The sequence below is a fragment of the Mycobacterium gordonae genome, assembly GCF_002101675.1.
In the GTDB taxonomy this organism is placed as follows: Bacteria; Actinomycetota; Actinomycetes; order Mycobacteriales; family Mycobacteriaceae; genus Mycobacterium; species Mycobacterium gordonae.
In genome coordinates, this window is the sequence record NZ_LQOY01000143.1 from 13,183 (window position 1) to 39,330 (window position 26,148).

Below are 26,148 nucleotides of genomic sequence, written 5' to 3' on the forward strand. Positions count from 1 at the left end.
ATGGCATATCTCGTGGTGCTGCCGGAGATCCTGAACTCGGCCGTGACGGACCTGCGCAGCATCGGCTCGGCGCTGTCCGCGGCCAACAACGCCGCGTCGGGGCCGACGACCGCGTTACTGGCCGCCGGCGCTGATGACGTGTCGGCCGCGGTTACCGCACTGTTCGCCGGGCATGCGCGGCATTACCAGGCCTTGAGCGCTCAGGTGGGCGCCTTCCACCAGCAGTTCGTGCAGTTGGTCGGGTCGGGATCCGAGGCTTATGCGGCGGCCGAAGCGGCCAACGCCGGCGCCATGCAGCAGGCACTCGACCTGATCAACCAGCCGAGCCGGACGCTCTTCGGCCGACCCCTGATCGGTGATGGCGCCGACGGCACGGCGACCAGTCCGAACGGCACCCCGGGCGGGTTGCTGTACGGCAACGGCGGCAACGGGTATTCGCCGAGCGAGGCCGGCTTCGCCGGTGGCGCAGGCGGCTCGGCCGGACTGATCGGCAACGGCGGCCGCGGTGGCTCCGGGGGCATCAATGCAGCCGGTGGCGAAGGCGGGCGTGGCGGGTGGCTGTACGGCAACGGCGGTGCCGGCGGGCACGGCGGGGCCGGCGCTGCCGGAACCGGGGCCGCAGCGCCGGGCAGCGGCGGGGCTGGAGGTGCCGGCGGCGCGGCCGGGCTGCTCGGTAACGGTGGCGTCGGCGGTGCCGGCGGCCTCGGCGGCAGTACGGGGGTGAATATCGCGGGGTCGCAGGCGATTGGCAGCGGTGGCGCCGGCGGCGCCGGTGGGCACGGTGGCTGGTTGTACGGGAACGGCGGAACCGGTGGCGTGGGCGGCAACGCCGGCAACCCGTACCTGGACGACGGCACCACCATCATCGCCGCGACGGCGACCTCGGGTGTCGGCGGACACGGCGGTGCTGGGGGAGCAGCGGGACTGCTCGGTTCGGGCGGCGCGGGTGGTGGCGGCGGGGCCGGCGGATTCGCCGGACCGGCCAACATTTTCACCATGCCCGGCGGGTCATCGATAGAGATTACCGGCGGTAGTTCGGTGTCCTACCCAGCAAGCTCTCAAGTTGCCGGACTCGGCGGTGAGGGTGGAGCCGGTGGCGGCGGTGGTTGGTTGTATGGCCACGGCGGGGCGGGCGGAGCCGGTGGAATCGGCGGACCCGCCACCTACAGCAGCGCCGCCGGTACGTTGAAGGCCGCTTCCGGCGGGGTCGGCGGGGGAGGCGGCGCCGGCGGTGCCGCCGGACTGCTGGGCACCGGCGGAGCGGGCGGGTCCGGTGGAACCGGCGGGCTCAGCGGCGCGACCGGCCCCGGGCCCGGCGGTGCGGGCGGTCTGGGAGGCCGCGGCGGAGCCATCTACGGGGGTCGCGGACCGGTCGGTCCTGTTGGTCCCGACGGTGCCGCCGGATAACCGGGAGCGACCTGATCGGGTAACCCACGTCGTCGCTCAGTCGCGGGTGGACGCCTGAGATGGCTGCGGTCGCTCCAGGTCCTTCTTGATCGCCGCGATGGCATCCACCGGAGTCAGATTCTGACCTTGGCTGTTCTGCCCGAGCTGAGGCCAGCCTGCGCCGTCGGGCCCGCGTAACTGGTCCCAGATGTCGCGGACCTTGTTCAACAGTTCGGTCTGTTCGTCGTCGGAAAGTGCCATCAGCCATCCTTCGCTCGGTGCGATGCCGCACGCGGCGGCGAATTGTTGCGGGGTGAGTCCATTGGCGGAGTTCATGTCACAGCGGCCGAACGGCGGCGCGCCCTGCGGCAGATTCGGGCTGTAGCCGTTGCCGTCGGTGTATTGATGGGCGACCTGTCCGGGAAGATTCGGATTGGACCCGTATCCGGCCGCGACCACCCGAAGTCCGGGCGGGCGCACCCGCCACATGTTGTAAAAGTCATAAGCGTTGGCGTATCCGATGATTCGCGCCGCCGAGCCCGCATAATCAGCCAAATTCCAATACAACTGATTGATCCAGCTCGACCCGTCACCCGGTGGGTTCCCGCCGGATTCGACATCGAGCATCAACGCCACCCGCGGATGCAGACCGCCCTCGGCGTCGATCATCGAACGTACGGTGTCGGCGTTAGCCTGCCAATTGGGGCGGACGTAGGTGTAGACGATGCCGAATGTCAACCGGCCGCTGTCGATTGCGCCGCGCATCCAGGCATAGTTGCGGGCGAAATTATGGTCCCGGTAGGTGCCGTCGCTGACACGAATGGATAGCACCTGGTACGGATATGAGTCATTAACCGGCACTTGGTATTCCGAGACGTCGGCGAACAAGGTATCAGTCACCGTGCCGTATCCCCCTCCGCTGCAACCGTTTACCGGTTGCCCATGCTACAGAGGGGGACCGTCACGTCCGGCCCGGTATCCTCGCCGGTATGGCTGATCGACCCGCCACGGTCGGCGACGTGCATCGGATCGCCGCTGCCATGCCACACGTCAAGCGGCTCGAGGGGCCCAAGGGCAATTCCATTTATCAGGTGGGTGGCAAGTCGTTTGTGTTCTTCCGCACGCCCCAGCCGGATTGCGCCGATCCCGACAGCGGTGAGCGCTGGGCCGACGTGATCATGTTGTGGGTGGAGTCCGAAAGCGACAAGCTCGCGCTGACCCAGGACCCGGCATCGCCGTTCTTCAGCACTTCCCATTTCGACGGGCACCCCTCGGTGCTGGTGCGCGCCAGCCGGCTGGCCGAGATCGGCCTCACCGAATTGACCGAGCTGGTTCAGGACGCGTGGTTGTCCCGCGCCTCGAATAGGCGTGCCGCTTCCTGGCTGGCCGCCCAAGGCGCGCAAGGCTAAATCCGCGCCAACCCGTGCCGTTTTTATGTTTAGGCATGAGTGCAACGGGCAACGCTGCTGGGACGGGAATTGTTTCGGGCAACAATGGAGGTCTCTATGTATCGCGGTCGCGGAATTCTCGGGGCAATTGTTCTGGGCTGGCTGCTCATCGGAGTCCTCGCAGCCTGGCAGCGAAACTACTTCAAGGGCGAGGAAACCAGTTGTGCCTCACTGGGAACCGTAGCAGTGACGGTCATCGCGGGGCCATTGAACTACATGGGCGTAAATCCCAAAGTCAAAGACTGCCACGCGCCGAACTTGCCCCAGCCCAGTGCAATGCAATCAATCAGTTATGTCCCTGCTAGGTAAAGGAAAGTCGCCATGATTGTCGTCGGTGCTCTGTTGCTCATCCTCGGTTTTGTCTTCGGGGTGCATTTGTTGACGGTGCTTGGAGTCGTCCTGCTTGTTGTCGGTGCGGTCATGTGGGCCATGGGCTCTGTCGGCCGTCCCGTCGCCGGTAGGCGTAACTGGTACTGACCAACGGCACACCGGGAAGGTCCCGTGACCGCACTGCGGCCACGGGATCCTTTCGTTTCACAGCCGGCGCATAGGGACGGCATAGCCTCGGCCCAGTCGGGTGCGGATACTGGAACCCGTGGCGGCTCCCCGAACTGAGCGCGTGGTCATGTGCCGCGCCGACGGTCAACCGGTCACCGTGCTGGTGGTGGACGACGAACCCGTGCTGGCCGAGATGGTGTCGATGGCCCTGCGATACGAGGGATGGAATATCGCCACGGCCGGCGACGGCTCCTCGGCCATCTCCGCGGCCCGCGCCGAGCGCCCCGACGTCGTCGTCCTGGACGTGATGCTGCCGGACATGAGCGGTCTGGACGTCCTGCACCGGTTACGCCAGGAGAATCCCGGGCTGCCGGTTCTGCTGCTGACGGCCAAGGACGCCGTGGAAGACCGCATCGCCGGATTGACCGCCGGGGGAGACGATTACGTCACCAAACCGTTCAGCATCGAAGAAGTGGTGTTGCGGTTGCGCGCCCTGCTGCGCCGCACCGGCGTCACCACCGTCGACAGCGGCGCCCAACTCGTCGTCGGCGATCTCGTCCTCGACGAAGACAGCCACGAGGTGACCCGGGCCGGCGAGCCGATTTCGTTGACTTCCACCGAGTTTGAACTGCTGCGGTTCATGATGCGCAACGCCAAGCGGGTGCTGAGCAAGGCGCAGATACTGGACCGGGTATGGAGCTACGATTTCGGCGGCCGGTCCAACATCGTCGAACTCTACATCTCATACCTGCGCAAGAAGATCGACAACGGTCGCGAGCCCATGATTCATACGCTGCGCGGCGCAGGCTATGTCCTCAAGCCGGCGCGCTAGGAGCCCGCGGGTCTGGTCGCTTCGGCTGCGCCTCATCGTCGGGCAGGTCGCGATTCTCGCCGTCGTGTGTGTGGGGATCACCGCCGCAACCGAACTCGCGCTACGCCACCACCTGCTCGCCCAACTGGACAGCCAACTCAGCGGCACGTCCTACCGCTCCTCGCTGTTGTACCCCGAATCGCCTCGGCACCGCGAGCCGCGCTTCCCGAAGACGGGGCCCGGCCCCAGGTTCCTGGATGCTCCAGGCCAGCCCGCCGGCATGGTCGCGGCGGTGGTCAGCAACGGCAGCACGATCGACGCCGGTTACCTGACGAGCAGCGGCACCCGCGCCGCTTTGACGCCGACCGCCCAGCACCAACTGGAACAGATCGCCGGCAGCCGCTCGCCGGTGACGCTGAATCTCGACGGGCTCGGCCGCTACCGGGTGGTGGCCGCACCGAGCCGCAACCGGGCCGACGTGATCGTGACCGGCTTATCGATGTCCAACATCGACGCCACCGAGTTCCGGATGCTGGCCATATTCGGCGTCGTGACGCTGATCGCCATGGCCGCCGCGACGGCTGCCGGTGTGGTGACCATCCGGCGCGCGCTGGCGCCATTGCAGCGGGTTTCCCAGACCGCGACAAAAGTGGCAGACCTGCCGTTGGACCGTGGTGAGGTCGAGCTGCCGGTGCGGGTGCCCGAAGCCGATGCGAACCCGTATACCGAAGTGGGCCAACTCGGTTCGGCCCTCAACCGGATGCTCGATCACATCTCCGCGGCACTGTCGACCCGGCAGGCCAGCGAGACGCGGGTTCGCCAGTTCGTCGCCGACGCGAGCCACGAACTGCGTACGCCGCTGGCGGCGATCCGCGGCTACACCGAACTCGCTCAACGCATGGGTGACGATCGCGAGGCCGTCGCGCACGCCATGAGCCGGGTCGCATCCGAGACCGACCGAATCACGCGTCTGGTCGAGGACCTACTGCTGCTGGCCCGGCTCGATTCCGGTCGGCCGCTCGAACGTGAACCGGTCGACCTGTCCCGCCTGGCGGTCGACGCCGTCAGCGACGCACACGTCGCCGGGCCGGATCATCAGTGGGAACTCGATCTGCCGCCCGAACCGGTGATGGCCACTGGCGACGAGGCGCGCCTGCGTCAGGTGATGGCCAATCTGCTGGCCAACGCGCGCATTCACACGGCGCCGGGCACCGTGGTCACCACCCGGCTGAGCACCGAGCCGACGCACACGCTGCTGCAGGTCATCGACAACGGCCCGGGGATTCCGGTCGCACAGCAGTCAGAGGTGTTCGAGCGGTTCGCCCGCGGGGACAGCTCCCGCTCGCGCAAGGGCGGTAGCACCGGGCTGGGGCTGGCGATCGTGTCCGCCGTCGTCAAAGCACACGGCGGAACCATCCAGGTGAACAGCCGACCCGGCCGCACCGAGTTTGCGGTGCGGTTGCCGGGCCCGACCAGGTCGGATGGCCGGCAACCGCCCGCCTCGTCACATTAGGAGCAGGTGACGTCGATTTCGAAGGGCTTGTTCACCGGGGACATCGGGTTGGCCATGTCCACCCCGGTGGCCGTGCCGGTGATCTTGTAGGCGTTGCCGTTCTTGGTCGCCTCGGCCTTGCCCTGGCCGGTGCCGGACGTGTATGCCAGCGTCACGCCGTTGACGTTGCCCAGGCCGACCGACTTCACCTCCGGCGGATTGGCGTCGGTGAGCACAGCGGCGATGCCCGTCGCGGCCCCGCCGATCGCGATGTTGACGTTGCCGGCCGCCGTCGTGCACACGGTGGTGCCGGTCACGTGCTGGTCCTGCCCGTCGATGATCACCTTCGTGCCGGATGCGCCGCCGCCCGCACTCGACGATGCGCTCGCGCTCGAGGACCCGCTACTCGTGTTGGACTTGTTGCTCGAACATCCGGAAAGACCCGCGACCAGAATGGCCGCTCCGGCCACCGCGACCGTCAGCCCACGCTTCACCTGTGCTCCTTTGCCTGTGGTAGCGGTCCATCGTCATTGCGGACCGCCTCGGCAGTATGCGACTTCACCCGACGGAATGGCTAGGGTCCAACGAAAAGATTTTGCACGCGAGTTGTGACTCGGGACGACTGAATTAATGGCAAGGTAGGGCCGGTGGATCACAAGCCTCCTACCGAGACGATCGAATCGGCACATAGCCGGCATCCGCTACCGTTCGATGACACAAGGGATTTCGACGACGCTGACCGCGGGTTTATCGCAGCCCTGACGCCGTGCGTCATCAAGGCGGCCGACGGCCGCGTGGTGTGGGACAACGACGTGTACGCGTTCCTCGACGGACCGGCGCCCACCTCGGTGCACCCCAGCCTCTGGCGGCAGTCGACGCTGGCCGCCAAGCAGGGCCTCTACGAGGTGGTGCCCGGCATCTATCAGGTGCGCGGATTCGACATCTCCAACATCAGCTTCATCGAGGGCGACACCGGAGTCATCGTCATCGACCCGCTGGTGTCCACGGAGGTGGCCGCCGCGGCACTGGAGCTCTATCGCACCCATCGAGGTGGGGACCGGCCCGTCGTCGCGGTGATCTATACCCACAGCCACGTCGATCATTTCGGCGGCGTACTGGGCGTGACATCGCAGGCCGACGTGGACGCCGGGAAGGTGTCGGTGCTGGCGCCGGAGGGCTTCACGGCGCACGCGGTCCAGGAGAACGTCTATGCCGGCCCGGCGATGACCCGTCGGGCGACCTACATGTACGGCACGCTGTTGGACCGGGGTCCGCAGGAGCAGGTCGGTTGTGGGCTCGGCCAGACGCCGTCGACCGGTGAAGTGGGGCTGATCGTCCCGACGATCGATATCCGGCAGACGGGCGAGACGCACACCATCGACGGCGTGCAGATCGAATTCCAGATGGCGCCCGGCACCGAGGCTCCCGCGGAAATGCATTTCTACTTCCCGCAATTCCGCGCGCTGTGCATGGCCGAGAACGCCACCCACAATCTGCACAACCTGCTGACCCTGCGCGGGGCTCTGGTGCGGGATCCGCACGCCTGGTCGGGTTATCTCACCGAGGCGATCGACGCGTTCGCCGACCGCACGGACGTGGTTTTCGCTTCTCATCACTGGCCCACCTGGGGACACGACCACATCGTCGAGTTTCTTTCGTTGCAGCGCGACCTGTACGCCTACCTGCACGACCAGACGTTGCGGCTGCTCAACCAGGGCTTCACCGGCGTGGAGATCGCCGAAATGTTCCAGATGCCGCCGGCATTGGATCGGGCCTGGCATGCACGCGGGTACTACGGCTCGGTCAGCCACAACGTCAAGGCCGTCTACCAGCGCTACATGGGATGGTTCGACGGAAACCCGGGCCGCCTGTGGCCGCACCCGCCCGAGGCGCTGGGCCCCCGATACGTCGCCGCCCTCGGCGGCATCGACCGAGTGGTAGAACTGGCCCGCGCCGCGTTTGACTCCGGCGATTTTCGTTGGGCGGCAACGCTACTCGATCACGCAGTCTTCACCGACGAGCAGCACGCACCCGCTCGCGAGCTGTATGCGGACACCCTGGAGCAACTGGGCTACGGCGCGGAGAACGCGACGTGGCGCAACTTCTTCATGAGCGGCGCCACCGAGCTGCGCGTCGGCAATTTCGGGACGGCGACTCAAGCGACGTCGCTCACCCTGCTGGCCCAGTTGACGCCCGAGCAGATCTTCGACGGCCTGGCCATCAGGGTGAACGGGCCGCGCAGCTGGGATCTGGACCTTGCGATCGACATCACCTTCGCCGATCTGGACGCCAACTACCGGCTGGCGTTGCGCAACGGCGTCCTGGTGCAGCGCCGGGTCCCCGCCGATCCCGATACCGCGACCGTTACGGTCAAGTTGGACACCAAGTTTCGGCTCCTGGGTGTGGCGATGGGCGACTTCAGCTCACCCGGCCTGGAAGTGTCGGGCGAGGAGAGCGCGCTGCAATCGCTGTTGGCCGTGCTCGATCAGCCCGACCCCAACTTCAACATCGTCACGCCTTAAGGGTGCCGAGCAGACACAAAAGCCCCTCGGAGCGCACGCTCCCAGGGGCTTTTGTGTCTGCTCGCCCGCGGGTCAGGCCACGTCGATGATGACTTTGCCCAGCACTTTGCGGTCGGCCACAAAGCGCAGTGCCGCAGCGGTTTCCGCCAGCGGGAATCGAGCGCCGATGTACGGCCGGATCTTTCCGTCGGCGAACATCTGTGACAGCTCGGCGATATCGCGGGCGCACTCGTCGGGATAGTCACCGGCGAAGGTGCGGATCTCCATGCCGCGAATGGTGATGTTCTTGAGCATCACCAGGTTCAGCGGAATCGCCGGTATGGATCCGGCCGCGTAGCCGAGGGTGACGAACATGCCTCCGCGGGTCAGGCCCCGCAGCGCGGGCTCCGCATAGGATCCACCGACCGGGTCCAGCACGACTCGCGCGCTGTCGCCGGTCAGCTCGCGGATGCGGAGCTTCAGGTCCTCATCGTCGTAATCGACGGTGGCCTCAGCGCCGCGCTCACGGCACAGGTCAAGCTTTTTCGAACTGGACGCCGCCGCCAGCACTCGCGCCCCCATGGCTACCGCCAAATCGACGGCTGCCAGCCCGACTCCGCCCGCCGCGCCCAGCACCACCACCCAATCACCGGGTGCGACTTGGGCTACCGAGCGCAACGCGTGATACGCCGTGCGGTAGGTCACCCCGAAGGCTGCGGCGGAGGCGAAGTCGACGCCGTGGGGCACCGGTGCAGCCATTGCGGCATCCAGCACCGCCAACTCCGCGAACGCCCCGAAGGTAGTGCCGAAGACCCGTTGGCCCGGGGGAGTGGTCGCCCCTGCGCCGACGGCCACCACTTCGCCGGCGATCTCGTTGCCCGGGACGAACGGTGGCGGGATCTTGACTTGATATTCACCCGCGATGAAGAGCACGTCGGGAAAGTTGACCGCCGCCGCGTGCACTCGCACCAGCACCTGGCCGGGCGCGGGCACCGGGTCGGCAACCTCGGCCAGCACCAAATCCTCCGGCGGCCCGTAAGCGTTGCAGACGATGGCGCGCATCAACGGACTCCCAGCCCGAGCAGGCAGAATTTCACCAGGTGCTCGATGTCTTCGCGGCCCGGCCGGTCGGCCGAACCCACATACCGTCGCATCATCGCGACGGTGCCACCGTAGACGGCCTCGACGTCGCGCTCGATGTCGGTGCTGCCGAGGGCGGCTACCGGCTCGACGAGCAGTTCCCGCAGCGGCCGCATCATTTCCCGGTCTGCGGCAAGCCAGTTCGACAGCTGCCCGGCCACGGCACGGCTCATGCTGATCAGGTGCGGATCGGCAACTTGCGCCAGCGTGCCCTCGATCCAGCGGGCGATCCGGTCTTCCGGCCTGGGCGCCTTGGCCATCTGGTGCTGCAAATACGACACCACGATCGCGATGCCGCGCTCCATCACCGCCAGGATGAGGTCGTCCTTGCCGGCGAAATAACGGTAGAACGCCTTGTTCGACGAACCCGCCTCGGCCACGATGTCGCTGACGCGGGGCGGTTCGGGAGCGACCCGTTCCATCACCCGTACGGCGGCGGCCAGGATGCGTTCCACCTCCTCGGTGGCCCCGCGCTGCCGGTCGTCGAGGGCGCGCTCGACGGCCGCGGACACCCGGTCGCTCACGGCTAATCGGGAAGCGCCGGAACGCGATCGATCAGCCCCGCGTACTTCTTGCGGGCGGCCTCACGGCGAACGTCGAGCATCTCACTGGGCCATTCGCCTTCCTCGGCTTGGTAGCTCTTGAGCAGCATCCGGGCCAGGTTGACCTTGTGCGCCTCCGTGGGTCCGTCGGCCAGACCGAGCGCGATCCCACCGAGCAACACGTTGACCAGTGGCAGCTGGTCACTGAGCCCGAGTGCGCCGTGCACCTGAATGGCCCGTAGCGCAATGGATTTCAGCACCTGGGAGGCCAGGATCTTGCAGACGCCGATCTCGGCGCGAGCCGCGCGTTCGTCGCCCTGGTCGATCAGCCAGGCGGCGTGCAGCACCGTGAGCCGGAACGGAATCAGCTCGGTGTGCGAGTCGGCGATGAACTCCTGTACCAGCTGCTTGTCGGCCAGCGAACTGCCTTGCGTGAAGCGGCTTTTCGCCCGGCGCGACATCATCTCGATGGCCCGCTGGGCCATACCGATGGAGCGCATGGCGTGGTGCAGCCGCCCACCCGCCAGCCGCGTCTGCAGAATCAGGAAGCCCTGGCCCGGCTCCCCGAGCAGCGCGTCAGCGCCCACACGGACGTCGTTGTAGCGCACCAGTGAATGGCCCGGTTCGTGCGGATCGGCGCCGACCAGGTGATGGTTGGCCTCGATGGTGAGGCCGGGTGTCCCGGCCGGAATCAGGAAGGTCGACGCACCGTAGTGCACCGGCACGTCCGGGTCGGAGATGGCGACCACGATGAAGAAAGAAGCGACAGAGGCGTTGGAGGAGAAGAATTTCTGCCCGGTGATCACCCAGTCGTCGCCGTCGCGGACCGCACGGGTGGTGAAGACGCGCGGATCTGCGCCGCCCTGGGGCTCGGTCATGGAGAAGCAGGAGAAGATCTCTCCGGACAGCAGACCGGCCAGGTACCGGTCCTTCTGTTCCTGGGTGCCGAAGCGGGCCAGGATCTCTGCGTTGCCGGTGTCGGGTGCCTGGGTCCCGAAGATGATCGGCGCCCACGGGCTGCGGCCCAGAATCTCGTTGATCAGTGTCAGTTTCACCGCGCCGAAACCCTGCCCGCCGAGTTCCGGGCCCAGATGCGGTGCCCACAGACCCTGTTCGCGTACCTGCTGTTTGAGCGGATCGACGATGCGGCGGCGCTCGTCGTTCAGTGGCAGGAATTCGCAACCGGGGAACAGCACCTCGAGCGGTTCCACCTCTTCGCGCACAAAATCGCGCACCCACTCGAGTTTCTTCTCAAATTCTGGCTCGGTGGAGAAGTCCCATGCCATCGAATCACTCCTGACTGTTAGGGAATGCCGCCATCGGCCCGCACGATCGAGCCGGTGGTGAAGCTGGATGCATCGGACGCCAGAAACAGTGCGGCGCCGACGATTTCGGACGGGTGCCCGGCGCGCTTGAGCGACAGGTGACCGAACATATCGGTTTCGCGCTCTGCAAGATTCCAGGCCTTGCTGACGTCGGTCAGGAACGGCCCGGCCATCAAGGTGTTGACCCGGACGGTAGGTCCGAACGCGCGCGCGAAACCCTCGGTCATGGCGTTGAGTCCGGCCTTGGCCGACGCGTAGGGGATGATGTCCGGGCTCGGACGCAATGAGCCCGCCGAACTCACGTTGATGATCGAGCCGCGTCCGGCGGCCACCATCCGTTCACCGACCAACGCCGAAAGCCGGAAGGGCCCTTTGAGATTGAGATTGAACACCGAGTCGTAGAGCTTCTCAGTGACCTCAGACAGCTTGCCGTAGAGCGGTGACATGCCGGCGTTGTTGATCAGGGTGTCGATCTTGCCGAACGCGTCGTAGGCCGCCTCGACCAGCCCGTCGAGTTGGTCCCAACGGCCGACATGCACCTGATAGGGCAGGGCGGTGCGCCCGGTCTCGGCCTCGATCTCTTTGGCGACGGCCACACAGTTGTCCATGCTGCGGCTGGCGATTACGACGTCGGCGCCGCAGCGGGCCAGGCCGAATGCCATCTCCCGGCCCAGTCCACGGCTGCCGCCGGTGATCAGCACCACCTGATCGGTGACGTCGAAAAGCTGATCGGCGTAACCCATCTCAGGACCGGGCCAATTCCGCGGCCGTCGCGATGAGCTGGGGGATCATCGCGCCGAACGCATCCTTGATCTTCGGGTCGACCTTCCCGGTGCGCACCCCTGCAGCGTAGGTCTTCTCCAGCACTATGCCGAGCTTCCAGTTCGCGAGCACCAGGTAATAGTCGATGTTCTCGGTGGAGAGCCCGCTGATCGACTCGTAGTGCGCGAGCAACTCGCTGCGGCGCGGCATGCCGGCCATGTCAAGGTAGAACCCGCCGACACGCGGTTCCTCACCGTCATATCCCAGTAGCGCCCACGCCAGGTCCAGCAGGGGGTCGCCGACCGTCGTCATCTCCCAGTCCACTATCGCGGCAAGCCGGGCCGGGGCCCCGTGCGCGAACATCACGTTCGCGAACTGGTAATCGCCATGCATGATGCCGGGCTGGTAGTGCCCGGGCCGGTGGCGGCGCAGCCAGTCCGCGGCCTCTTCCAGGCCGGGCAGTTCTCGCACCTTGTAGGCGTCCAGGAAGGCCAGCCAGCGGTCGACCTGGCGTTCGTGGAAGCCGTCCGGGCGGCCGAACCCTTCCAAGCCCTGGGCGCGCCAGTCCACCCGGCCCAGTTTCGCGGCTCCCTCGACGAGCTGGAATGCCAGCTCCCGTCGGGCCGTCAGGTCGGTGTCGAAGGGTGCCCGCCATCCGCCGTCCATCGGGCTCCACCCGTCGACCGCCCGCATCACGTAGAACGGCATACCCAACACCGAGCCGGTCTCGTCTGCGGCGATCAACTCCGCATGAGGCACATCCGTGCCGGACAGGGCCCGCACCAGCCGGATCTCGCGCAGCAGGCCGTCGATGCGCGCGGCGTCGGCGCGCGGGCCGGGCATTCGCAGCACCATCCGCTCCGGTCCACGCCGGACGAGGTACAGGGTGTTCTGCGAACCGCCGCTGAGCTGTTCGAGGACGGGATGTTCGCCCTGTCCCGGCGTGTTCGTCGAGTCCAGCCAGCGGCCCAGGACGCCGGCGTCGAGTTGCGTTCCGCTCGCAGTCACCATCGTCAGCGCACCCTACTCTCTACGCGGAGAATAGCATTCTCCGCCGCGGCAGTGATGGGCTAAGACCTGCCATGCAAGGCTTGGCGCATGCAACTGCTTCTGGTCCGCCACGCGTTGCCGCTTCGCAGCGACCATGGAGAAGGATCCGATCCCGATCTGTCCGAGACCGGATTTCAGCAGGTCGCGCGGTTGCCGGAGGCGCTGGCCCGTTTTCCCATCTCCCGGGTGGTGAGTAGCCCGCAGCGCCGCGCGATACAGACCGCCGAGCCGCTCGCGCAGGCCTGCGCGCTGCCCATTGATGTCGAGGACCGGCTGGCGGAGTACGACCGGGACCTGACGTCCTACATTCCGATCGAGCAGATCCGCACCGAATTCCCGGATGAGTGGGCCCGGATGGCGCAGGGGCACCTGCCCAGCACGGTGGACGAGGACGCCTTCCGCGCTCGGGTGCGTGGCGCGATCGATGACCTCGTCGCCGCGGCCGACCCCGAGGAGACGATCGCCGCGTTCACCCACGGCGGGGTGATCAACGTGGTGCTGCACGAGATTCTGGGCACGGCCCGGCTGCTGTCGTTTCCGATCGACTACGCGTCGGTGACCCGGCTGCTGTTCTCCCGAACGGGGCAGGCGACAGTGGCGGCGGTGAATGCGACTGAGCACGTGTGGGATCTGCTGCCCCGGAACGTGCGCTGACGAGCGAATGGTAAACAAGTGCGGTGACTTCGGTGGACCGACTCGACGGCCTCGAGCTGGCGGCGCTGGATGGGTACCTGCGTTCACTGGACATCCCGCGTCAGGGCGAGTTGCGCGGTGAGTTCATCTCCGGCGGCCGCTCCAACCTGACCTTCCGCGTCTACGACGACGCGACAAGCTGGGTGGTCCGCCGCCCGCCGCTGCATGGACTGACTCCGTCGGCTCACGACATGGCCCGCGAGTTCAAGGTGGTGGCCGCCCTGCAGGACACCGCTGTGCCGGTGGCGCGCGCAATCGCGCTGTGTAAGGACGACACGGTGCTGGGTGCGCCGTTTCAGATCCTCGAATTCGTCGAGGGTCAGGTGGTGCGCCGGCGCTCGCAGCTCGAATCGCTGGGCCGCCGCGCCATCGACGGCTGCGTCGATTCGCTGATCCGGGTTCTCGTCGACTTGCACAGCATCGACCCCGCCGCAGTGGGCCTGGCCGACTTCGGCAAACCCGACGGCTACCTGGAGCGCCAGGTACGCCGGTGGGGCTCGCAGTGGGACCTGGTGCGGCTACCCGAAGACCGCCGCGACGATGACGTCGCGCGACTGCATTCCGCGCTGCAGCAATCGATTCCGCAGCAGAGCCGGACGTCGATCGTGCACGGCGACTACCGGATCGACAACACCATCTTGGACGCCGACGACCCGACCATCGTGCGGGCCGTCGTCGATTGGGAACTTTCGACTCTGGGTGATCCGATCAGCGACGCGGCCCTGATGTGCGTCTACCGCGACCCGGCGCTGGATCTGATCATCGATACCCAGGCCGCCTGGACGTCGCCGCTGCTGCCCTCGGCTGACGAACTGGCCGACCGGTATTCGCTGGTCTCCGGGCAGCCCCTGGGCCAGTGGGAGTTCTACATGGCGCTGGCGTATTTCAAGCTGGCCATCATCGCGGCCGGCATCGACTTCCGGCGCCGCATGTCGGAGCAGGCTGAGGGACAGGATCCGCCCGACGATGCGACCGACGTGGTGGCGCCGCTGATCTCGCGCGGACTCGGCGAGATCGCCAAACTGGCCTAGCGGAATCCGGCGGTCAGGTTCTTCTTGGCCGCGCGGCGCAGTTGAATTATTCGGGCGGTACCCACGGCTACGGTGATCAGCCCGCCGACGACGGCGGCCAGCAGGATCGCCACACCCAGCGGCAGGGTCCAGTGCCAGCCCAGGAAGGTGAACGCGGTCGCCGAGGTGTTCTGCGCGATGAAGACCAGCAGCAGGATGAGGATCAGGAAGCCGACGATCAGCGACGACCACAGCGCACCCGCCCGGGTGAACGCTGATGCCTTGTCCTTTGGTAGCGGACGGGAATGTGGCGGCGGCGTCTTGCGGGACGGCGAATGGTCGGGCGGGGACGCATCCGGCGGAAGCGAGCCAGGAGAGGTGCTGGTCATACGTTCATCTTTCTCCATCAGGCGCGGATTGAAACCAAATCACAAGAAAACTCCTCACGCGCCGCGGCGGTAGGGCCACGTAGTCTCGGCAGAGTGAAAATGCTGCGGCGCGCGACGCTCGCCGTGGCGGTGTGGTTGATCGGGTACCCGGTGGCCGCCTGTGGCAACCCCGATCCGTTCGGGTCCGGAGCCGGTGGTCCGAAATCCATCGTGGTCGGATCCGGAGACTTCCCGGAGTCGCAGATCGTCGCCGAGATCTACGCGCAGGTGCTGCATGCCAACGGCTTCGACGTCGGGCGGCGGATGGGCATCGGCAGCCGGGAAACGTACATCCCGGCGCTCAAAGACCACTCCATCGACCTGGTGCCGGAGTACATCGGCAACCTGCTGCTCTACTTCGAACCGGACTCCAAAGCCACGGTTCTCGATGCGGTCGAGTTGCAGCTCTACCAGCGCCTGCCCGGCGACCTCTCGATTCTGACGCCGTCGCCGGCTTCTGACACCGACACCGTCACGGTCACGGCGGCGACCGCCGCCAAATGGAACCTCAAGACCATTGCCGATCTCGCAGCGCATTCCGCCGAGGTGAGGTTCGCCGCGCCGTCAGCGTTTGCGACCCGTCCGTCCGGGTTGATCGGCCTCAAGCAGAAGTACGGGCTCGACATCGGCTCCGGGAATTTCATGACGATCAACGACGGCGGCGGGCCGGTGACGGTGCGGGCACTGGTGGACGGGACGGCAACCGCCGCCAACATCTTCAGCACCTCACCCGCCGTCGTGCAGGACCGCCTGGTCTCGCTCGAGGATCCCGAACACAACTTTTTAGCTGGAAACATTGTGCCGCTGGTAAATTCGCAGAAGAAGTCGGACCGCCTCAAGGACGTGCTGGACGCGGTCTCGGCCAAGCTGACGACCGGCGGCATCGCCGAACTCAACGCGGCAGTCGCGGGAAACGGGGGCGTCGACCCCGACCAGGCGGCCCGAAAGTGGGTGCGCGCCCACGGTTTCGACCAGCCGATCGAGCGGTGACGTGATCACCTTCGATAATGTCAGCAAGGTTTTTGCCGGCGGGACGACTGCCGTCGATCGGCTGAATCTTCACGTGCCGCAAGGCAAGTTGACCGTTTTTGTAGGGTCATCCGGGTGCGGCAAGACCACCGCGCTGCGCATGATCAACCGCATGGTCGACCCCACCTCAGGTACCGTCACCGTGGATGGCCGGGACGTGTCTACGGTCCACCCGGTGCAGTTGCGCCGCGGCATCGGTTATGTCATCCAGAGCGCCGGTTTGATGCCGCACCAACGGGTTATCGACAATGTGGCGACGGTACCGATACTGCGGGGTCAGTCTCGGCGGGTCGCCCGCGCCGCCGCCTATCAGGTACTCGAGCGTGTCGGCCTCGATCCGAAGCTGGCGTCGCGCTATCCCGCGCAGCTGTCTGGTGGTGAGCAACAGCGCGTCGGCGTCGCACGGGCGCTGGCCGCAGACCCGCCAATCTTGTTGATGGACGAGGCATTCTCCGCTGTCGACCCGGTAGTCCGCCACACGCTGCAGAACGAAATACTGCGTCTGCAAAGCGAATTGCGCAAAACCATCGTGTTCGTCACCCACGATATCGACGAGGCGCTTCGGCTTGCCGACCGTGTCGCCGTATTCGGATCGGGTGGGGTCTTACAGCAATACGACGAACCCGCACAACTGCTCGCGCGCCCGGCCAACGATTTCGTTGCCCGATTCATCGGCCTGGGCCGCGGCTACCGATGGCTCCAACTCATCGACGCGGCCGGACTGCCCCTGCACGAGATCGCCAACATCCCGGCCGCCGCCCTGGGCACCGCCACACCACCGGACGGCTGGGCCCTGGTGGTCGACGACGACGGCGCCGCGGCGGGCTGGATCGACGCCGACGGACTGCGCCGGCACCGTGGCGGCCAACCCCTGGCGGAGGCCATGATGTCGGTGGGGTCGGTGTTCCACGTCGACGGCAATCTGAGTCAGGCGCTGGACGCGGCGCTGTCGTCGCCGTCGTCGGTGGGAGTCGCCGTGGACCGGGCCAAGAAGGTCATCGGGGGCGTGCTGGCCACCGACGTGCTGGCCGCCGCCCAAGTCAAGCGGCGCGCCTGATGCATTACCTGTTGACGCACCTGGACACCGCGTGGGCGCTGACGGTCGTTCATCTGCGGCTGTCGCTGATTCCGGTGGTGATCGGGCTGGCCATCGCGGTGCCGCTCGGTCTGCTGGTGCAGCGGGCCCCGCTGCCGCGCCGGTTGACAACAGCGACGGCCAGCGTGATCTTCACCATCCCGTCACTGGCGCTCTTCGTGGTCCTGCCGCTGATCATCGGGACCCGGATCCTCGACGAGGCCAACGTGATCGTCGCGCTCAGTGCCTACACCACCGCACTGATGGTCCGGGCGGTCCTGGAAGCCTTGGACGCGGTCCCGGGACCACTGCGTGACGCCGCCACCGCCATCGGCTACGGCCCGCTGGCGAGGATGCTGAAAATCGAACTGCCACTGTCGATCCCGGTGCTGGTCGCCGGTCTGCGGGTGGTGGTGGTCACCAATATCGCGATGGTGTCGGTCGGTTCGGTAATCGGCATCGGCGGCCTGGGCAGCTGGTTCACCGCGGGTTTCCAGATGAACAAGAGCGAGCAGATCGTTGCCGGCATCATCGCGATGTTCACGCTGGCCATCGTCATCGACACCCTGATCAGCGTTCTCGGTCGGCTCGCCACGCCGTGGGAGCACGGGCGCCGGATCCGGTCCCCGATCGTGGGCGGCGCCCGGTGAACTTCATCGCGCAGGCACTGTCCTTCCTGACCACCGCGAGCAACTGGACCGGTCCCGCCGGCTTGGCGGCGCGCACCTGCGAGCACCTGGAGTACACCGCGCTCGCCGTCCTGGCATCGGCGGTCATCGCCGTCCCGGTCGGGCTGATCATCGGGCACACCGGCCGCGGTCAACTGCTGGTCGTCGGCGCGGTCAACGGACTGCGCGCGCTGCCGACGCTGGGCGTGCTGCTGCTGGGCGTGCTGCTGTACGGGCTGGGACTGGGGCCACCCATCGTGGCGTTGATGCTGCTCGGCATACCGTCCTTGCTGGCGGGCACCTATGCGGGGATCGCCAGCGTCGACCCGCTGGTGGTCGACGCGGCGCGCGCCGTTGGCATGGCCGAACGTCAGGTGCTGTTCCGGGTGGAGGTGCCCAACGCGTTGCCGCTGATCCTTGGCGGCCTGCGGAGTGCGACGCTGCAGGTGGTTGCGACCGCGACGGTGGCGGCCTATGCGAGTCTGGGCGGCCTGGGCCGTTATCTGATCGACGGGATTCAGGAGCGCCAGTTTTACATTGCCTTGGTCGGGGCGTTCATGGTGGCGGTGCTGGCGCTGGTCCTGGACGGGACGATGGCGGTGGCGGTGTGGGCTTCAGCGCCGGGCAGTGGACGGCTGAGCAGGCGCAATCGAGGTTGTGATGCGGCAGTTGGGGACAAACCCGCCGCCGTTGACGAACACGTCCTACGGTAGAGACGTGACCGCAGCCCCCTCTGATCCGACTCCTAGCGCCTGGCCGCAGATGCTGACCTGGCGCGCGCAGGACATTTCACGCATGGAATCTGTGCGAATCCAGCTGTCCGGCAAGAGAATCAAGGCCAACGGCCGCATCGTGGCCGCGGCCACCGCAACCAACCCTGCCTTCGGTGCCTTCTACGAACTGCAGACCGACGAGAAGGGCGCCACCAAACGGTTCGGGCTGACCGTCACGCTGGCCGAGCGGGAACGTCAGCTGGCCATCGCCCGTGACGAAGAGAACATGTGGCTGATCACCGACCACCAGGGGGAGCGACGCTCGGCCTACAACGGCGCTTTGGACGTCGATCTGGTGTTCAGCCCGTTCTTCAACGCGCTGCCAATCCGGCGTCTGGGCATCCACGAGCGGGCGGATTCGGTGGTGCTGCCGATGGTCTACGTGAACGTGCCAGAGATGACGGTCGACGCGGCGACCGTGAGCTACACCAGCGAGGGACGGTTGGACGCGATCAAACTGCGTTCACCGGTGGCCGACACGACGGTGGTCGTGGACGCCGACGGCTTCATCGTCGACTATCCAGGGTTGGCAGAGCGGATCTGATCACCCCGCCGGCCCGGCCGGCCGCCGCCAGCTGCTGACGCCACCCGTCGGCCCCGACGACGACGGTGACGATGTCCGAGCGCGGGAAACTCTCGTAGCGCGTGCGCGCCGCGTGACCCTCGTCAACCAGGTCGGCTACCGAGCCGTTGTGCGCCAGCGACTGACGGGCGCGGCTGAGCAGTTCGATGATCCGGTCGGTGGCCGGCGTCAGTTGGCTGGTGTTGGCCTCGCACATGGCGCGGACCAGATCCGGCGCCGTGCCCGCAACCCGGGTGGCGTCCCGGAACGAGCCGGCGGCCAGCGCGAACGCCAGCGGCACCTCGGCGGCGGTGATGGCCAGCGCCTCGGCCAGCAGGTGCGGCAGATGCGATATGGCGGCCGCCGCGGCGTCGTGCTCGTCGGAACGGGCGGGCACCACGTGGGCTCCGCAGTCCAGGGCCAGCTGGGTCACCATCGACCACACCTGAGGGTCGACGTGGTCGTCCACGCTGACCACCCAGGGAGCGCGGTTGAACAAGCCCCCGTGGCCGGCCGTCCAGCCCGAGTGCGCGGTGCCGGTCATCGGGTGCCCCCCGACGAAGCGCGGCAGCAGGTCGGCGGCGACAACCTCGTCGAGCACCGCCTTCTTGACGCTGGTGACGTCGGTCAGCGGACAGTCGGGGGCCGACGCGGCGATGTGGGCCAGCATGTTGGGCAGGGCCGGCATGGGCACGGCCAGCACGATCAGGGCATCGCTGCTCGCGGCGCGGTCCAGTGTCTCGTTGAGGTCGAGGGAAGAGTCGTACCCGTCCGCCCTGGCGCCATGGGCGCCCTCCACTGAGCGGTTGTAGCCGAATACCTCGCGGCCCGCCCCCGCAGCGGCCCGCATGATGGAACCGCCGATCAAACCCAACCCCAGCACACATACCGGTGTCTTCCCCACAGTCCATAGGTTGGCACAGTTCGACTGGCGATGGGTCACTCCGGATGGCTTCATCTGGCCACCGGCCAGGTCAGGGACTAGCGTAGGCGGCCATGGGAGCACAACGGGCTTCAGCAGCAGGCCCGTCCACGGACACCCCCGACGGCTTCGGCGTCGCGGTCGTGCGCGAAGAGGGCAAGTGGCGCTGTGCGCCGCTGGGCCCCAAAGCGCTGACCAGTTTGTCGGCCGCCGAGACCGAACTGCGCGAGCTGCGCAGTTCCGGCGCCGTATTCGGGTTGTTGGACGTCGACGATGAATTCTTTGTGATCGTGCGTCCGGCACCATCCGGAACCCGGTTGCTGCTCTCGGATGCGACTGCCGCCTTGGATTACGACATCGCCGCCGAGGTGCTGGACAGTCTGGACGCCGAAATCGATCCCGAAGACCTCGAGGACGCCGAACCGTTCGAGGAAGGCGACCTGGGTTTGCTGTCCGATATTGGGCTGCCCGAAGCGGTGTTGGGGGTCATCCTCGACGAGACGGACCTGTATGCCGACGAGCAGCTTGGGCGCATCGCGCGGGAGATGGGCTTTGCCGATCAGCTTTCGGCGGTGATCGACCGTCTCGGTCGGTGATCGTTTCCGACGAGGAGCTGATTCGCGCCGCATTGGCGGTCGCCGGGACGGCCGGTCCGCGGGACGTGCCGATCGGCGCCGTCGTGGCCGCACCGGACGGCACCTTATTGGCGCAGGCGGTCAATGCCCGGGAAGCCGACGGTGATCCCACCGCCCACGCGGAAATCCTGGCGTTGCGGGCGGCCGCCCGCGTGCTGGGCGACGGATGGCGGCTGGAAGGCGCGACGCTGGCGGTCACCGTCGAACCGTGCACCATGTGCGCCGGGGCGTTGGTGCTGGCCCGGGTGGCCCGGCTGGTGTTCGGCGCCTGGGAACCCAAGACCGGGGCGGTCGGCTCTTTGTGGGATGTGGTGCGGGATCGACGGCTGAACCATCGGCCCGAGGTGCGCGGCGGTGTGCTGGCCGCGGAGTGCGCCGCGCCCCTGGAAGAGTTCTTCGCCCGGCAGCGATTGGGGTGAGCGGCGGGTGGTTGGGTAAGCTGCTCGGCGGTGGCGTGTCCGAGCGGCCTAAGGAGCACGCCTCGAAAGCGTGTGACGGCTAAAACCGTCCGAGGGTTCAAATCCCTCCGCCACCGCCATGTGTGATGTCTCAAGACATCGGAATAGCCTGAACCCTCGTTTTAGGGTTCGGGGTTTTTCTTTGGTCGGCCGGTGGGGGTGCCGCGGGGTTGGTAGTCCCTGGTGGGGTCCAGTGTTAGCTGGCGGAGGAGTTCGCCGGTGGCGGCGTGGATGATTCTGACGTTGAGGTACCGCGCAATGTCATAGCGGCTCTCAGATCAGGGCACCAGCAGGTGGTGCTGCCGTACCGACCGCCGACCAAGCTTTCGGCAAAGACACACTTCACCGCTGGAAAATCGCTACCATCCCCATGTCGCACTCGGGGGGCGACAACTCGATGACACGGGTTGCCGGAGGTGGGCGATGTCGTTTGCTATTGCGTCTCCAGAATTGGTGACGGATGCCGCAACAAGTTTGGCGAGGCTCGGGTCGACGGTCAGCGCGGCCAATGCGGCCGCTGCCGCGCCGACCACGCGATTGCTCGCCGCCGCCGGCGACGAGGTGTCGGCGGCTATCGCTGCGCTGTTCTCTCAGCAGGCGTCGACGTACCAGGCGCTGAGTACGCAGGTTGCGGCGTTTCACGCTCAATTCGTCCAGACCCTCAATGCCGGCGCGCGAGCTTATGCGGCCGCCGAGGCCGCCAACGCGGCGCCCCTTCAGGCCTTCGAGCAAAACGTTCTCGCACTGATCAATGCGCCGACCAGCACTCTGTTGGGGCGACCGCTGATCGGCAACGGGATCGACGGCATCACGGACGCCGAGGGCGTGGGAACGGCGGGTGGGGCGGGCGGATTCCTGCTCGGCAACGGCGGCATCGGTGGGGAGAGCACCGCCGAGGGAGCGCCCGGCGGTGCCGGTGGCGCGGCCGGTCTGATCGGCACCGGTGGCATCGGCGGCGCCGGCGGGTGGGGTGCACCCGGCGGCATCGGAGGCCGCGGCGGACTGCTGTGGGGCAATGGCGGTGTCGGCGGGCTGGGCGGTCCGACAGCTGCCGGCGGCGCCGGGGGCAGCGCGCTGTTCTTCGGTGACGGCGGTGCCGGCGGGATGGGCGGGGAACTCGCCGCGGGCGGCGCCGGCGGTCGCGGCGGGTGGCTCTTGGGCAACGGCGGAGCCGGCGGAACCGGCGGCGTGCTGGGCGCCGGGGGACAGGGTGGGCCCGGCAGCCTGTTGGGAGGTCATTCCGGGGCCACCGGTGAGGCCGGTGGTGAAGCCGCCATCGAGCTCGAAGTGGAAGGCACTCGGCCCAAGGTGTACGTCGCCTTCGGTGACGGACAGATGGTGCAGGTATCCGTGGACACCGGATCTACCACCACCTTGATCCCGCTCGAAGATGTGGATCTGGAGTCTTTAGGTCCGTCCACCGGCTCAGGCGTATATACGTTCGGAACGCCCGAACAGGAAACCGTCGTGCATTACGACACCTATACAACGTCGCTGAACTTCGGCCACGGAATCATCACCAGACCCATGACCATCGGCGTCATCACCTCCGAAACAGTCAACGGAGTGCCGGACACGCCGGAAGGACTTCTCGGCATCGGGGCCAACACGACGAGTCTGCCGCATTTCCAGACCAGCGCCGTACAGCAGCTGCCCGGAATCCTCGGCCAGGGAGTGCTCATCAACCAACCCGGTGAGGAGATGGTGTTCGGTCCCAATCCGGGGAATCCTTTCGCCGCGGTCTCCGGAGCGCCGATCACCAATCAATTTCAAATATCGGTCAACGGTGGGCCTTTTCAGCCGACCAGCGGCGCGTACGTCGACAGCGGCGGCGTAGACGGGGACATCCCGGAAGCCCTCGTCCCGGGCTATTCGGCGGGCGAGTACCTGCCCGCTGGGACGACCATTACGGTCCGCGTTCCCGGGCCGACGGAGACGGGGTATACCACGCTGTACACCGAAACCGTCAGTGCGACACCGGATGCCGTACAAGTCACGGCGGGTGACTTCAATACCGGCAATTACATCTTCACGCAGATGCCCATTTACTTCTCCTACAGCCCCACTGGCGGAACGATATTCTTCAACAGCCCGATGGAAGACTAGCGCCCGGCGACGAGATCGCAACGCGGCGTCGTTCGGATTTCGAACACTAAGCACCGCAACGAATTTGAGGTCGCCAATGGCTGCGCGCCAGGCATCGGCCGCGCCCAACCTTCACGCTTGAGAATCCCCATGTGCAGCGGGGCACCATCAATCCCGATGCTGCTGCTGTCCGCCGGTCCGAGTCCGCCACCCGGCCGGGGCTTCTCAGGAATGCTCGCCGATGTAGTCGTCCGCGTCTTTGTCGCTATTGTCGACACCTCGCGTCGCATCGCGTTCGGCGTGGAACCGCAACCATTTCATGGCCAGTTCATTGCGCAGCTCCAATGAGGCACTCTTGATGAAGTCCGGCATCGCCTCGCGTTCTTCCTCGTCCAGGTGTTTGCCGTTCTCCCGGCGCGCGTCGATGACGGCTTCGAACCACTCGGCGCTGCCTGGCTTGAGCCGGCGTGACCGACGGACTGCGTCGCGAATCGCGTTGTGATCGGTGATCGCGTCTTCGGTTTCGTCCTCCGGATCACCCTCGGGATTGCTCGGATGGTCATGGCCGCCGTGCTTGAGCAGTGCCGGGTAGAACACCGCCTCCTCGGCCTCGGCATGCACGTCGAGGCGGGTGCTGAGGACGTTCCAGATGGCCACGAGATCATCGTCGGATTCCGCTTCGTCGAGCCGGAAGAACTGGCGCCGGATCCAGTCGTGATCGGCATAGATGAGGTCGATGATGTCGGCCATGGTCAGTGCGCCCTCATGGACACGATGGTCCCCTCTCGTTCGGCTGGAAACGCAACAGGGGAGTTCACCCGCGCAGCGTCGGCCAAACCGTGGACCTGGCCGCCGAATTGCGCATCGCGCTTACCCGCGCGAGATCGCGACCCCGCGTCATTCCCGTCACGATTCGTCAATCACGGCAAAGGTTTTGACGTCGGCGATGATATATATGCCCGCATGGGGTGGCACCGGTGAGGCGTTTGTTAGCGTCGATTGCATTGGCATCGATAGTCGTTGCCAACGCGTTCGCGCCCGGCAAAGCTAAAGCAGCCGACGAACCCGTCGCCGCGACGGTATTGACCATTAATCCGGCCTTTTTCCCGCTGCCGTCAAACTGGTTACGCGGCGAACTGTTTGCCGCGCCGAACGTGAAAGTCAAAGTTCCCTACACCAATTTGCCCAACGCGTACTTCGTCCATCAGGGTGCAGATATCCTCAACCAGCTGTTGCATTCCACGCCCGGGCGCAAAATCGTCCTCGGTCACAGCGAAGGTGCGCAGGTGGAAGACGATTGGCTCCGCCGCTACGGCCCGACCAGCGACATCGACCCCACCAGCGTCACGTTCGTCCTCACCGGCGACCCGGAGACCAAGTACGGCGGGTGCACCACCATTTCCAACAGTGGATGCACCGCGGCCTACGGCGGCAGGGGATTTCCGGCCGACACCCGGTATACGGTCAAAGTTCTGATCCGCCAATACGACTTCTGGGCGGATTGTCCGGGTGACCTCGCCAATTCCGTGGCGCGTTTCAACAGGGTGGCAGCCAATTTCGTCGGGGGCACCGGCGAATTGAGGGGTCCGCACCTGGACTACAGCAAACTGAGTCTGACCGATCCGGGTAACAAGTCCTACGTCGAGGGAAACGCCACCTACATTCTGGGGGCGCCCGCCACCTATTACCTGCCGATGGTCACCTGGCGTTTGGAATCGGCCGAGAACAAGAGGATCCACGAACTCCAGTGGCGCCCGATGGTGGAATCCGCCTACAACCGCCCGATGGGAACACTCGATCTGCCGAACTGATCACTCGCGGTCCCGCCCGGCGATTCACTTAGGGCCGAGATCGTGTAGCACCGTCTGGTGGCGTGCTCTTGTGTCCTGGCTCCGACGACGACAAACCGGCCATAGCTGCGACCGGAGGTATTCCCCCCTCGCGCGACAGATTTGGCTCTCGTGAGAACGATTTGTCTCAGCAATTTTGTGACCTATGTCGCAACGCCTCAACACTCGGTAAATTCCGCCCCTACAGGTGGGCCATTCACCTGTCAGCTCAGGCTTTGTTGCATGTGAATAAGGGGTGTTCTGGTGTCCTTTGTCTTTGCGTCGACGGATTTCTTGGGAGCGGCTGCTGGTGACCTGGCCGCGGTGGGCGCGGGACTCAGGCAGGCCAATATGGCCGCGTTCGGTGCCACGGCCGAGGTCCTGCCGGCAGCCGGCGACGAGGTGTCGGCGGCGATTGCGGAGCTGTTTGGTGCTCTAGGGCGGGAGTACCAAGCGGTTGGCACGCAAATCTCGTTGATGCAGGAAGATTTTGTGCGGACCCTGGCCGCGAGCGCGACGAAGTACGGACTGGCTGAGGCGGCCAACGTCGGGCCTTTGCAGGTCATCGAGCAGCAGGTCCTCGGACTCATCAATGCGCCGACGATGACGTTGCTCGGCCGGCCCTTGATCGGCAACGGGGTTGACGGAGCGGCGGGCACGGGGCAGGCCGGCGGAGCCGGCGGTCTCCTCTGGGGCAACGGCGGAAACGGCGGGTCAGGGGCGGTAGGGCTTAACGGCGGCGTCGGTGGTGCCGCCGGTGGGGGCGGCCAGGGTGGTACCGGGAGCGCCGGTCTCGATAACAGCGCCTTGGAAGGGGTGACCGGCGGAATCGGTGGGACCGGCGGTATCGGCGGGCAGGGAGGTAGCGCCGGTGCCGGTGGGGCCGGGTCGGTGGCGGGTGCGGCCGGGAAGTCCGGCAGTGGCGGTGTGGGTGGTGTGGGTGGTGTTGGCGGGCATGGTGGTTTCGGGGCGGCCGGGTCGGCCGGTGGCGGCACTGGTGGGGTCGGCGCGGCGGGTGGCCAGGGC

29 protein-coding genes and 1 tRNA gene are annotated in these 26,148 nt (G+C 66.6%); 20 read left to right on the top strand and 10 right to left on the bottom strand.

Annotation, left to right across the window (positions count from 1 at the left end; all coding sequences use genetic code 11):
- Window positions 1–1,407 (top strand): PE family protein, encoded by a 1,407-nt coding sequence (locus AWC08_RS39145; RefSeq protein ID WP_069434272.1) that lies wholly within the window; start codon window positions 1–3, stop codon window positions 1,405–1,407.
- A gap of 36 nt (window positions 1,408–1,443) precedes the next feature.
- Here AWC08_RS39145 and AWC08_RS20050 read toward each other — a convergent pair whose 3' ends face one another.
- Complete coding sequence (locus tag AWC08_RS20050) at window positions 1,444–2,286, bottom strand: glycoside hydrolase family 25 domain-containing protein (RefSeq protein WP_065132892.1); 843 nt, start codon at window positions 2,284–2,286, stop codon at window positions 1,444–1,446.
- Between the two features lie 89 nt (window positions 2,287–2,375).
- On the opposite strand from AWC08_RS20050, the gene AWC08_RS20055 reads away from it, so the two are divergent.
- From AWC08_RS20055 to AWC08_RS20070, 5 genes are all read left to right on the top strand, one after another.
- A complete protein-coding gene (locus AWC08_RS20055) occupies window positions 2,376–2,795 on the top strand; it encodes an MmcQ/YjbR family DNA-binding protein (RefSeq protein WP_065132891.1) in 420 nt (139 codons plus the stop codon).
- An 84-nt stretch (window positions 2,796–2,879) separates the two neighbouring features.
- Window positions 2,880–3,143, top strand: a complete 264-nt coding sequence (locus AWC08_RS38425; RefSeq protein WP_082986184.1) for a hypothetical protein — start codon at window positions 2,880–2,882, stop codon at window positions 3,141–3,143.
- A 12-nt stretch (window positions 3,144–3,155) separates the two neighbouring features.
- Window positions 3,156–3,311, top strand: a complete 156-nt coding sequence (locus AWC08_RS37140) for a DUF6131 family protein (RefSeq protein ID WP_167544975.1) — start codon at window positions 3,156–3,158, stop codon at window positions 3,309–3,311.
- Between the two features lie 148 nt (window positions 3,312–3,459).
- Window positions 3,460–4,164 (top strand): two-component system response regulator TcrX, encoded by a 705-nt coding sequence (tcrX, locus tag AWC08_RS20065; RefSeq protein ID WP_065132902.1) that lies wholly within the window; start codon window positions 3,460–3,462, stop codon window positions 4,162–4,164.
- Window positions 4,142–5,656, top strand: coding sequence for a sensor histidine kinase (locus AWC08_RS20070; protein ID WP_065132890.1), 1,515 nt, complete (start codon window positions 4,142–4,144; stop codon window positions 5,654–5,656). Before tcrX ends, AWC08_RS20070 begins: the two co-directional genes overlap by 23 nt.
- Here the strand turns inward: AWC08_RS20070 and AWC08_RS20075 are convergent.
- Entirely contained in the window at window positions 5,653–6,129 is a 477-nt protein-coding gene (locus AWC08_RS20075; protein ID WP_065132889.1) for a lipoprotein LpqH, read from the bottom strand. The genes AWC08_RS20070 and AWC08_RS20075 overlap by 4 nt on opposite strands.
- A 132-nt stretch (window positions 6,130–6,261) precedes the next feature.
- On the opposite strand from AWC08_RS20075, the gene AWC08_RS20080 reads away from it, so the two are divergent.
- On the top strand, window positions 6,262–8,157 hold the full coding sequence (locus AWC08_RS20080; RefSeq protein WP_232007955.1) for an alkyl/aryl-sulfatase: 1,896 nt from the start codon (window positions 6,262–6,264) through the stop codon (window positions 8,155–8,157).
- Window positions 8,158–8,229: 72 nt separating this feature from the next.
- Here the strand turns inward: AWC08_RS20080 and AWC08_RS20085 are convergent, their stop codons facing one another.
- Genes AWC08_RS20085 through AWC08_RS20105 form a run of 5 tightly spaced genes read right to left on the bottom strand, consistent with a single transcriptional unit; the run spans window position 8,230 to window position 12,916 of the window.
- Window positions 8,230–9,198, bottom strand: coding sequence for an NADPH:quinone oxidoreductase family protein (locus tag AWC08_RS20085; protein ID WP_065132887.1), 969 nt, complete (start codon window positions 9,196–9,198; stop codon window positions 8,230–8,232).
- Entirely contained in the window at window positions 9,198–9,800 is a 603-nt protein-coding gene (locus AWC08_RS20090) for a TetR/AcrR family transcriptional regulator (protein ID WP_065132886.1), read from the bottom strand. The genes AWC08_RS20085 and AWC08_RS20090 overlap by 1 nt, the downstream gene beginning before the upstream one ends.
- Window positions 9,801–9,802: 2 nt before the next feature.
- On the bottom strand, window positions 9,803–11,104 hold the full coding sequence (locus tag AWC08_RS20095; protein WP_069434274.1) for an acyl-CoA dehydrogenase family protein: 1,302 nt from the start codon (window positions 11,102–11,104) through the stop codon (window positions 9,803–9,805).
- 17 nt (window positions 11,105–11,121) lie between these two features.
- Complete coding sequence (locus AWC08_RS20100; protein WP_069434275.1) at window positions 11,122–11,886, bottom strand: SDR family NAD(P)-dependent oxidoreductase; 765 nt, start codon at window positions 11,884–11,886, stop codon at window positions 11,122–11,124.
- A 1-nt stretch (window position 11,887) separates the two neighbouring features.
- On the bottom strand, window positions 11,888–12,916 hold the full coding sequence (locus AWC08_RS20105; protein ID WP_069434276.1) for a phosphotransferase family protein: 1,029 nt from the start codon (window positions 12,914–12,916) through the stop codon (window positions 11,888–11,890).
- 87 nt (window positions 12,917–13,003) lie between these two features.
- Between AWC08_RS20105 and AWC08_RS20110 the strand changes: the two genes are divergently transcribed.
- Complete coding sequence (locus AWC08_RS20110) at window positions 13,004–13,609, top strand: histidine phosphatase family protein (protein WP_065132882.1); 606 nt, start codon at window positions 13,004–13,006, stop codon at window positions 13,607–13,609.
- Window positions 13,610–13,632: 23 nt separating this feature from the next.
- Entirely contained in the window at window positions 13,633–14,679 is a 1,047-nt protein-coding gene (locus AWC08_RS20115) for a phosphotransferase family protein (RefSeq protein ID WP_065132881.1), read from the top strand.
- Here AWC08_RS20115 and AWC08_RS20120 read toward each other — a convergent pair.
- The gene (locus tag AWC08_RS20120; protein WP_069435466.1) at window positions 14,676–15,047 is read right to left on the bottom strand and encodes a LapA family protein; all 372 of its coding nucleotides are present in this window, start codon (window positions 15,045–15,047) and stop codon (window positions 14,676–14,678) included. The genes AWC08_RS20115 and AWC08_RS20120 overlap by 4 nt on opposite strands.
- A gap of 99 nt (window positions 15,048–15,146) precedes the next feature.
- Here AWC08_RS20120 and AWC08_RS20125 point away from each other — a divergent pair, with 99 nt between their 5' ends.
- From AWC08_RS20125 to AWC08_RS20145, 5 genes are read left to right on the top strand one after another with little or no spacing between them, the layout of a single operon-like run.
- On the top strand, window positions 15,147–16,076 hold the full coding sequence (locus tag AWC08_RS20125) for an ABC transporter substrate-binding protein (protein WP_065132879.1): 930 nt from the start codon (window positions 15,147–15,149) through the stop codon (window positions 16,074–16,076).
- 1 nt (window position 16,077) lies between these two features.
- A complete protein-coding gene (locus AWC08_RS20130) occupies window positions 16,078–17,172 on the top strand; it encodes an ABC transporter ATP-binding protein (RefSeq protein WP_069435465.1) in 1,095 nt (364 codons plus the stop codon).
- Window positions 17,172–17,840: an ABC transporter permease gene (locus tag AWC08_RS20135; RefSeq protein ID WP_065132877.1), complete on the top strand. Its 669-nt coding sequence runs from the start codon at window positions 17,172–17,174 to the stop codon at window positions 17,838–17,840. Before AWC08_RS20130 ends, AWC08_RS20135 begins: the two co-directional genes overlap by 1 nt.
- Window positions 17,837–18,571, top strand: a complete 735-nt coding sequence (locus tag AWC08_RS20140) for an ABC transporter permease (protein ID WP_065132901.1) — start codon at window positions 17,837–17,839, stop codon at window positions 18,569–18,571. The genes AWC08_RS20135 and AWC08_RS20140 overlap by 4 nt, the downstream gene beginning before the upstream one ends.
- A gap of 4 nt (window positions 18,572–18,575) precedes the next feature.
- Complete coding sequence (locus tag AWC08_RS20145; protein ID WP_142283693.1) at window positions 18,576–19,175, top strand: putative glycolipid-binding domain-containing protein; 600 nt, start codon at window positions 18,576–18,578, stop codon at window positions 19,173–19,175.
- Here the strand turns inward: AWC08_RS20145 and AWC08_RS20150 are convergent.
- Window positions 19,138–20,076, bottom strand: a complete 939-nt coding sequence (locus tag AWC08_RS20150; RefSeq protein ID WP_065132875.1) for a prephenate dehydrogenase — start codon at window positions 20,074–20,076, stop codon at window positions 19,138–19,140. The genes AWC08_RS20145 and AWC08_RS20150 overlap by 38 nt on opposite strands.
- Window positions 20,077–20,189: 113 nt before the next feature.
- On the opposite strand from AWC08_RS20150, the gene AWC08_RS20155 reads away from it, so the two are divergent.
- The 4 genes from AWC08_RS20155 to AWC08_RS20170 all read left to right on the top strand — a co-directional run bounded on the left by AWC08_RS20155 (window position 20,190) and on the right by AWC08_RS20170 (window position 23,314).
- The gene (locus tag AWC08_RS20155; RefSeq protein ID WP_065132874.1) at window positions 20,190–20,711 is read left to right on the top strand and encodes a tRNA adenosine deaminase-associated protein; all 522 of its coding nucleotides are present in this window, start codon (window positions 20,190–20,192) and stop codon (window positions 20,709–20,711) included.
- Window positions 20,711–21,169, top strand: coding sequence for a nucleoside deaminase (locus tag AWC08_RS20160; RefSeq protein ID WP_065132900.1), 459 nt, complete (start codon window positions 20,711–20,713; stop codon window positions 21,167–21,169). The genes AWC08_RS20155 and AWC08_RS20160 overlap by 1 nt, the downstream gene beginning before the upstream one ends.
- A gap of 29 nt (window positions 21,170–21,198) precedes the next feature.
- Window positions 21,199–21,288: transfer RNA gene (locus AWC08_RS20165), tRNA-Ser, on the top strand.
- Window positions 21,289–21,631: 343 nt separating this feature from the next.
- On the top strand, window positions 21,632–23,314 hold the full coding sequence (locus AWC08_RS20170; RefSeq protein WP_065132873.1) for a PecA family PE domain-processing aspartic protease: 1,683 nt from the start codon (window positions 21,632–21,634) through the stop codon (window positions 23,312–23,314).
- Between the two features lie 204 nt (window positions 23,315–23,518).
- On the opposite strand, the gene AWC08_RS20175 is transcribed toward AWC08_RS20170, so the two are convergent.
- Window positions 23,519–24,043: a hemerythrin domain-containing protein gene (locus tag AWC08_RS20175; RefSeq protein WP_065132872.1), complete on the bottom strand. Its 525-nt coding sequence runs from the start codon at window positions 24,041–24,043 to the stop codon at window positions 23,519–23,521.
- A gap of 218 nt (window positions 24,044–24,261) precedes the next feature.
- Here AWC08_RS20175 and AWC08_RS20180 point away from each other — a divergent pair, with 218 nt between their 5' ends.
- Window positions 24,262–25,104 carry a PE-PPE domain-containing protein gene (locus AWC08_RS20180; RefSeq protein WP_082986182.1) on the top strand — a complete coding sequence of 281 codons (843 nt, stop codon included), beginning with the start codon at window positions 24,262–24,264 and terminating at the stop codon, window positions 25,102–25,104.
- Between the two features lie 282 nt (window positions 25,105–25,386).
- Window positions 25,387–26,148: PE family protein (locus tag AWC08_RS35580; RefSeq protein ID WP_142283694.1), on the top strand; the 762-nt coding region annotated here is incomplete at its 3' end.

Bases quoted from the DNA above. Each gene is read 5' to 3' on its own strand.
- AWC08_RS20100 (WP_069434275.1), bottom strand. From the start codon at position 11,886: ATGGGTTACGCCGATCAGCTTTTCGACGTCACCGATCAGGTGGTGCTG.
- AWC08_RS20070 (WP_065132890.1), top strand. From the start codon at position 4,142: ATGTCCTCAAGCCGGCGCGCTAGGAGCCCGCGGGTCTGGTCGCTTCGG.
- AWC08_RS20170 (WP_065132873.1), top strand. From the start codon at position 21,632: ATGTCGTTTGCTATTGCGTCTCCAGAATTGGTGACGGATGCCGCAACA.
- AWC08_RS20055 (WP_065132891.1), top strand. From the start codon at position 2,376: ATGGCTGATCGACCCGCCACGGTCGGCGACGTGCATCGGATCGCCGCT.
- AWC08_RS20155 (WP_065132874.1), top strand. From the start codon at position 20,190: ATGGGAGCACAACGGGCTTCAGCAGCAGGCCCGTCCACGGACACCCCC.
- AWC08_RS20120 (WP_069435466.1), bottom strand. From the start codon at position 15,047: ATGACCAGCACCTCTCCTGGCTCGCTTCCGCCGGATGCGTCCCCGCCC.
- AWC08_RS39145 (WP_069434272.1), top strand. From the start codon at position 1: ATGGCATATCTCGTGGTGCTGCCGGAGATCCTGAACTCGGCCGTGACG.
- AWC08_RS20085 (WP_065132887.1), bottom strand. From the start codon at position 9,198: ATGCGCGCCATCGTCTGCAACGCTTACGGGCCGCCGGAGGATTTGGTG.
- AWC08_RS20135 (WP_065132877.1), top strand. From the start codon at position 17,172: ATGCATTACCTGTTGACGCACCTGGACACCGCGTGGGCGCTGACGGTC.
- AWC08_RS20095 (WP_069434274.1), bottom strand. From the start codon at position 11,104: ATGGCATGGGACTTCTCCACCGAGCCAGAATTTGAGAAGAAACTCGAG.
- AWC08_RS20125 (WP_065132879.1), top strand. From the start codon at position 15,147: ATGCTGCGGCGCGCGACGCTCGCCGTGGCGGTGTGGTTGATCGGGTAC.
- AWC08_RS20105 (WP_069434276.1), bottom strand. From the start codon at position 12,916: ATGGTGACTGCGAGCGGAACGCAACTCGACGCCGGCGTCCTGGGCCGC.
- AWC08_RS20175 (WP_065132872.1), bottom strand. From the start codon at position 24,043: ATGGCCGACATCATCGACCTCATCTATGCCGATCACGACTGGATCCGG.
- AWC08_RS37140 (WP_167544975.1), top strand. From the start codon at position 3,156: ATGATTGTCGTCGGTGCTCTGTTGCTCATCCTCGGTTTTGTCTTCGGG.
- AWC08_RS20110 (WP_065132882.1), top strand. From the start codon at position 13,004: ATGCAACTGCTTCTGGTCCGCCACGCGTTGCCGCTTCGCAGCGACCAT.
- AWC08_RS38425 (WP_082986184.1), top strand. From the start codon at position 2,880: ATGGAGGTCTCTATGTATCGCGGTCGCGGAATTCTCGGGGCAATTGTT.
- tcrX (WP_065132902.1), top strand. From the start codon at position 3,460: ATGTGCCGCGCCGACGGTCAACCGGTCACCGTGCTGGTGGTGGACGAC.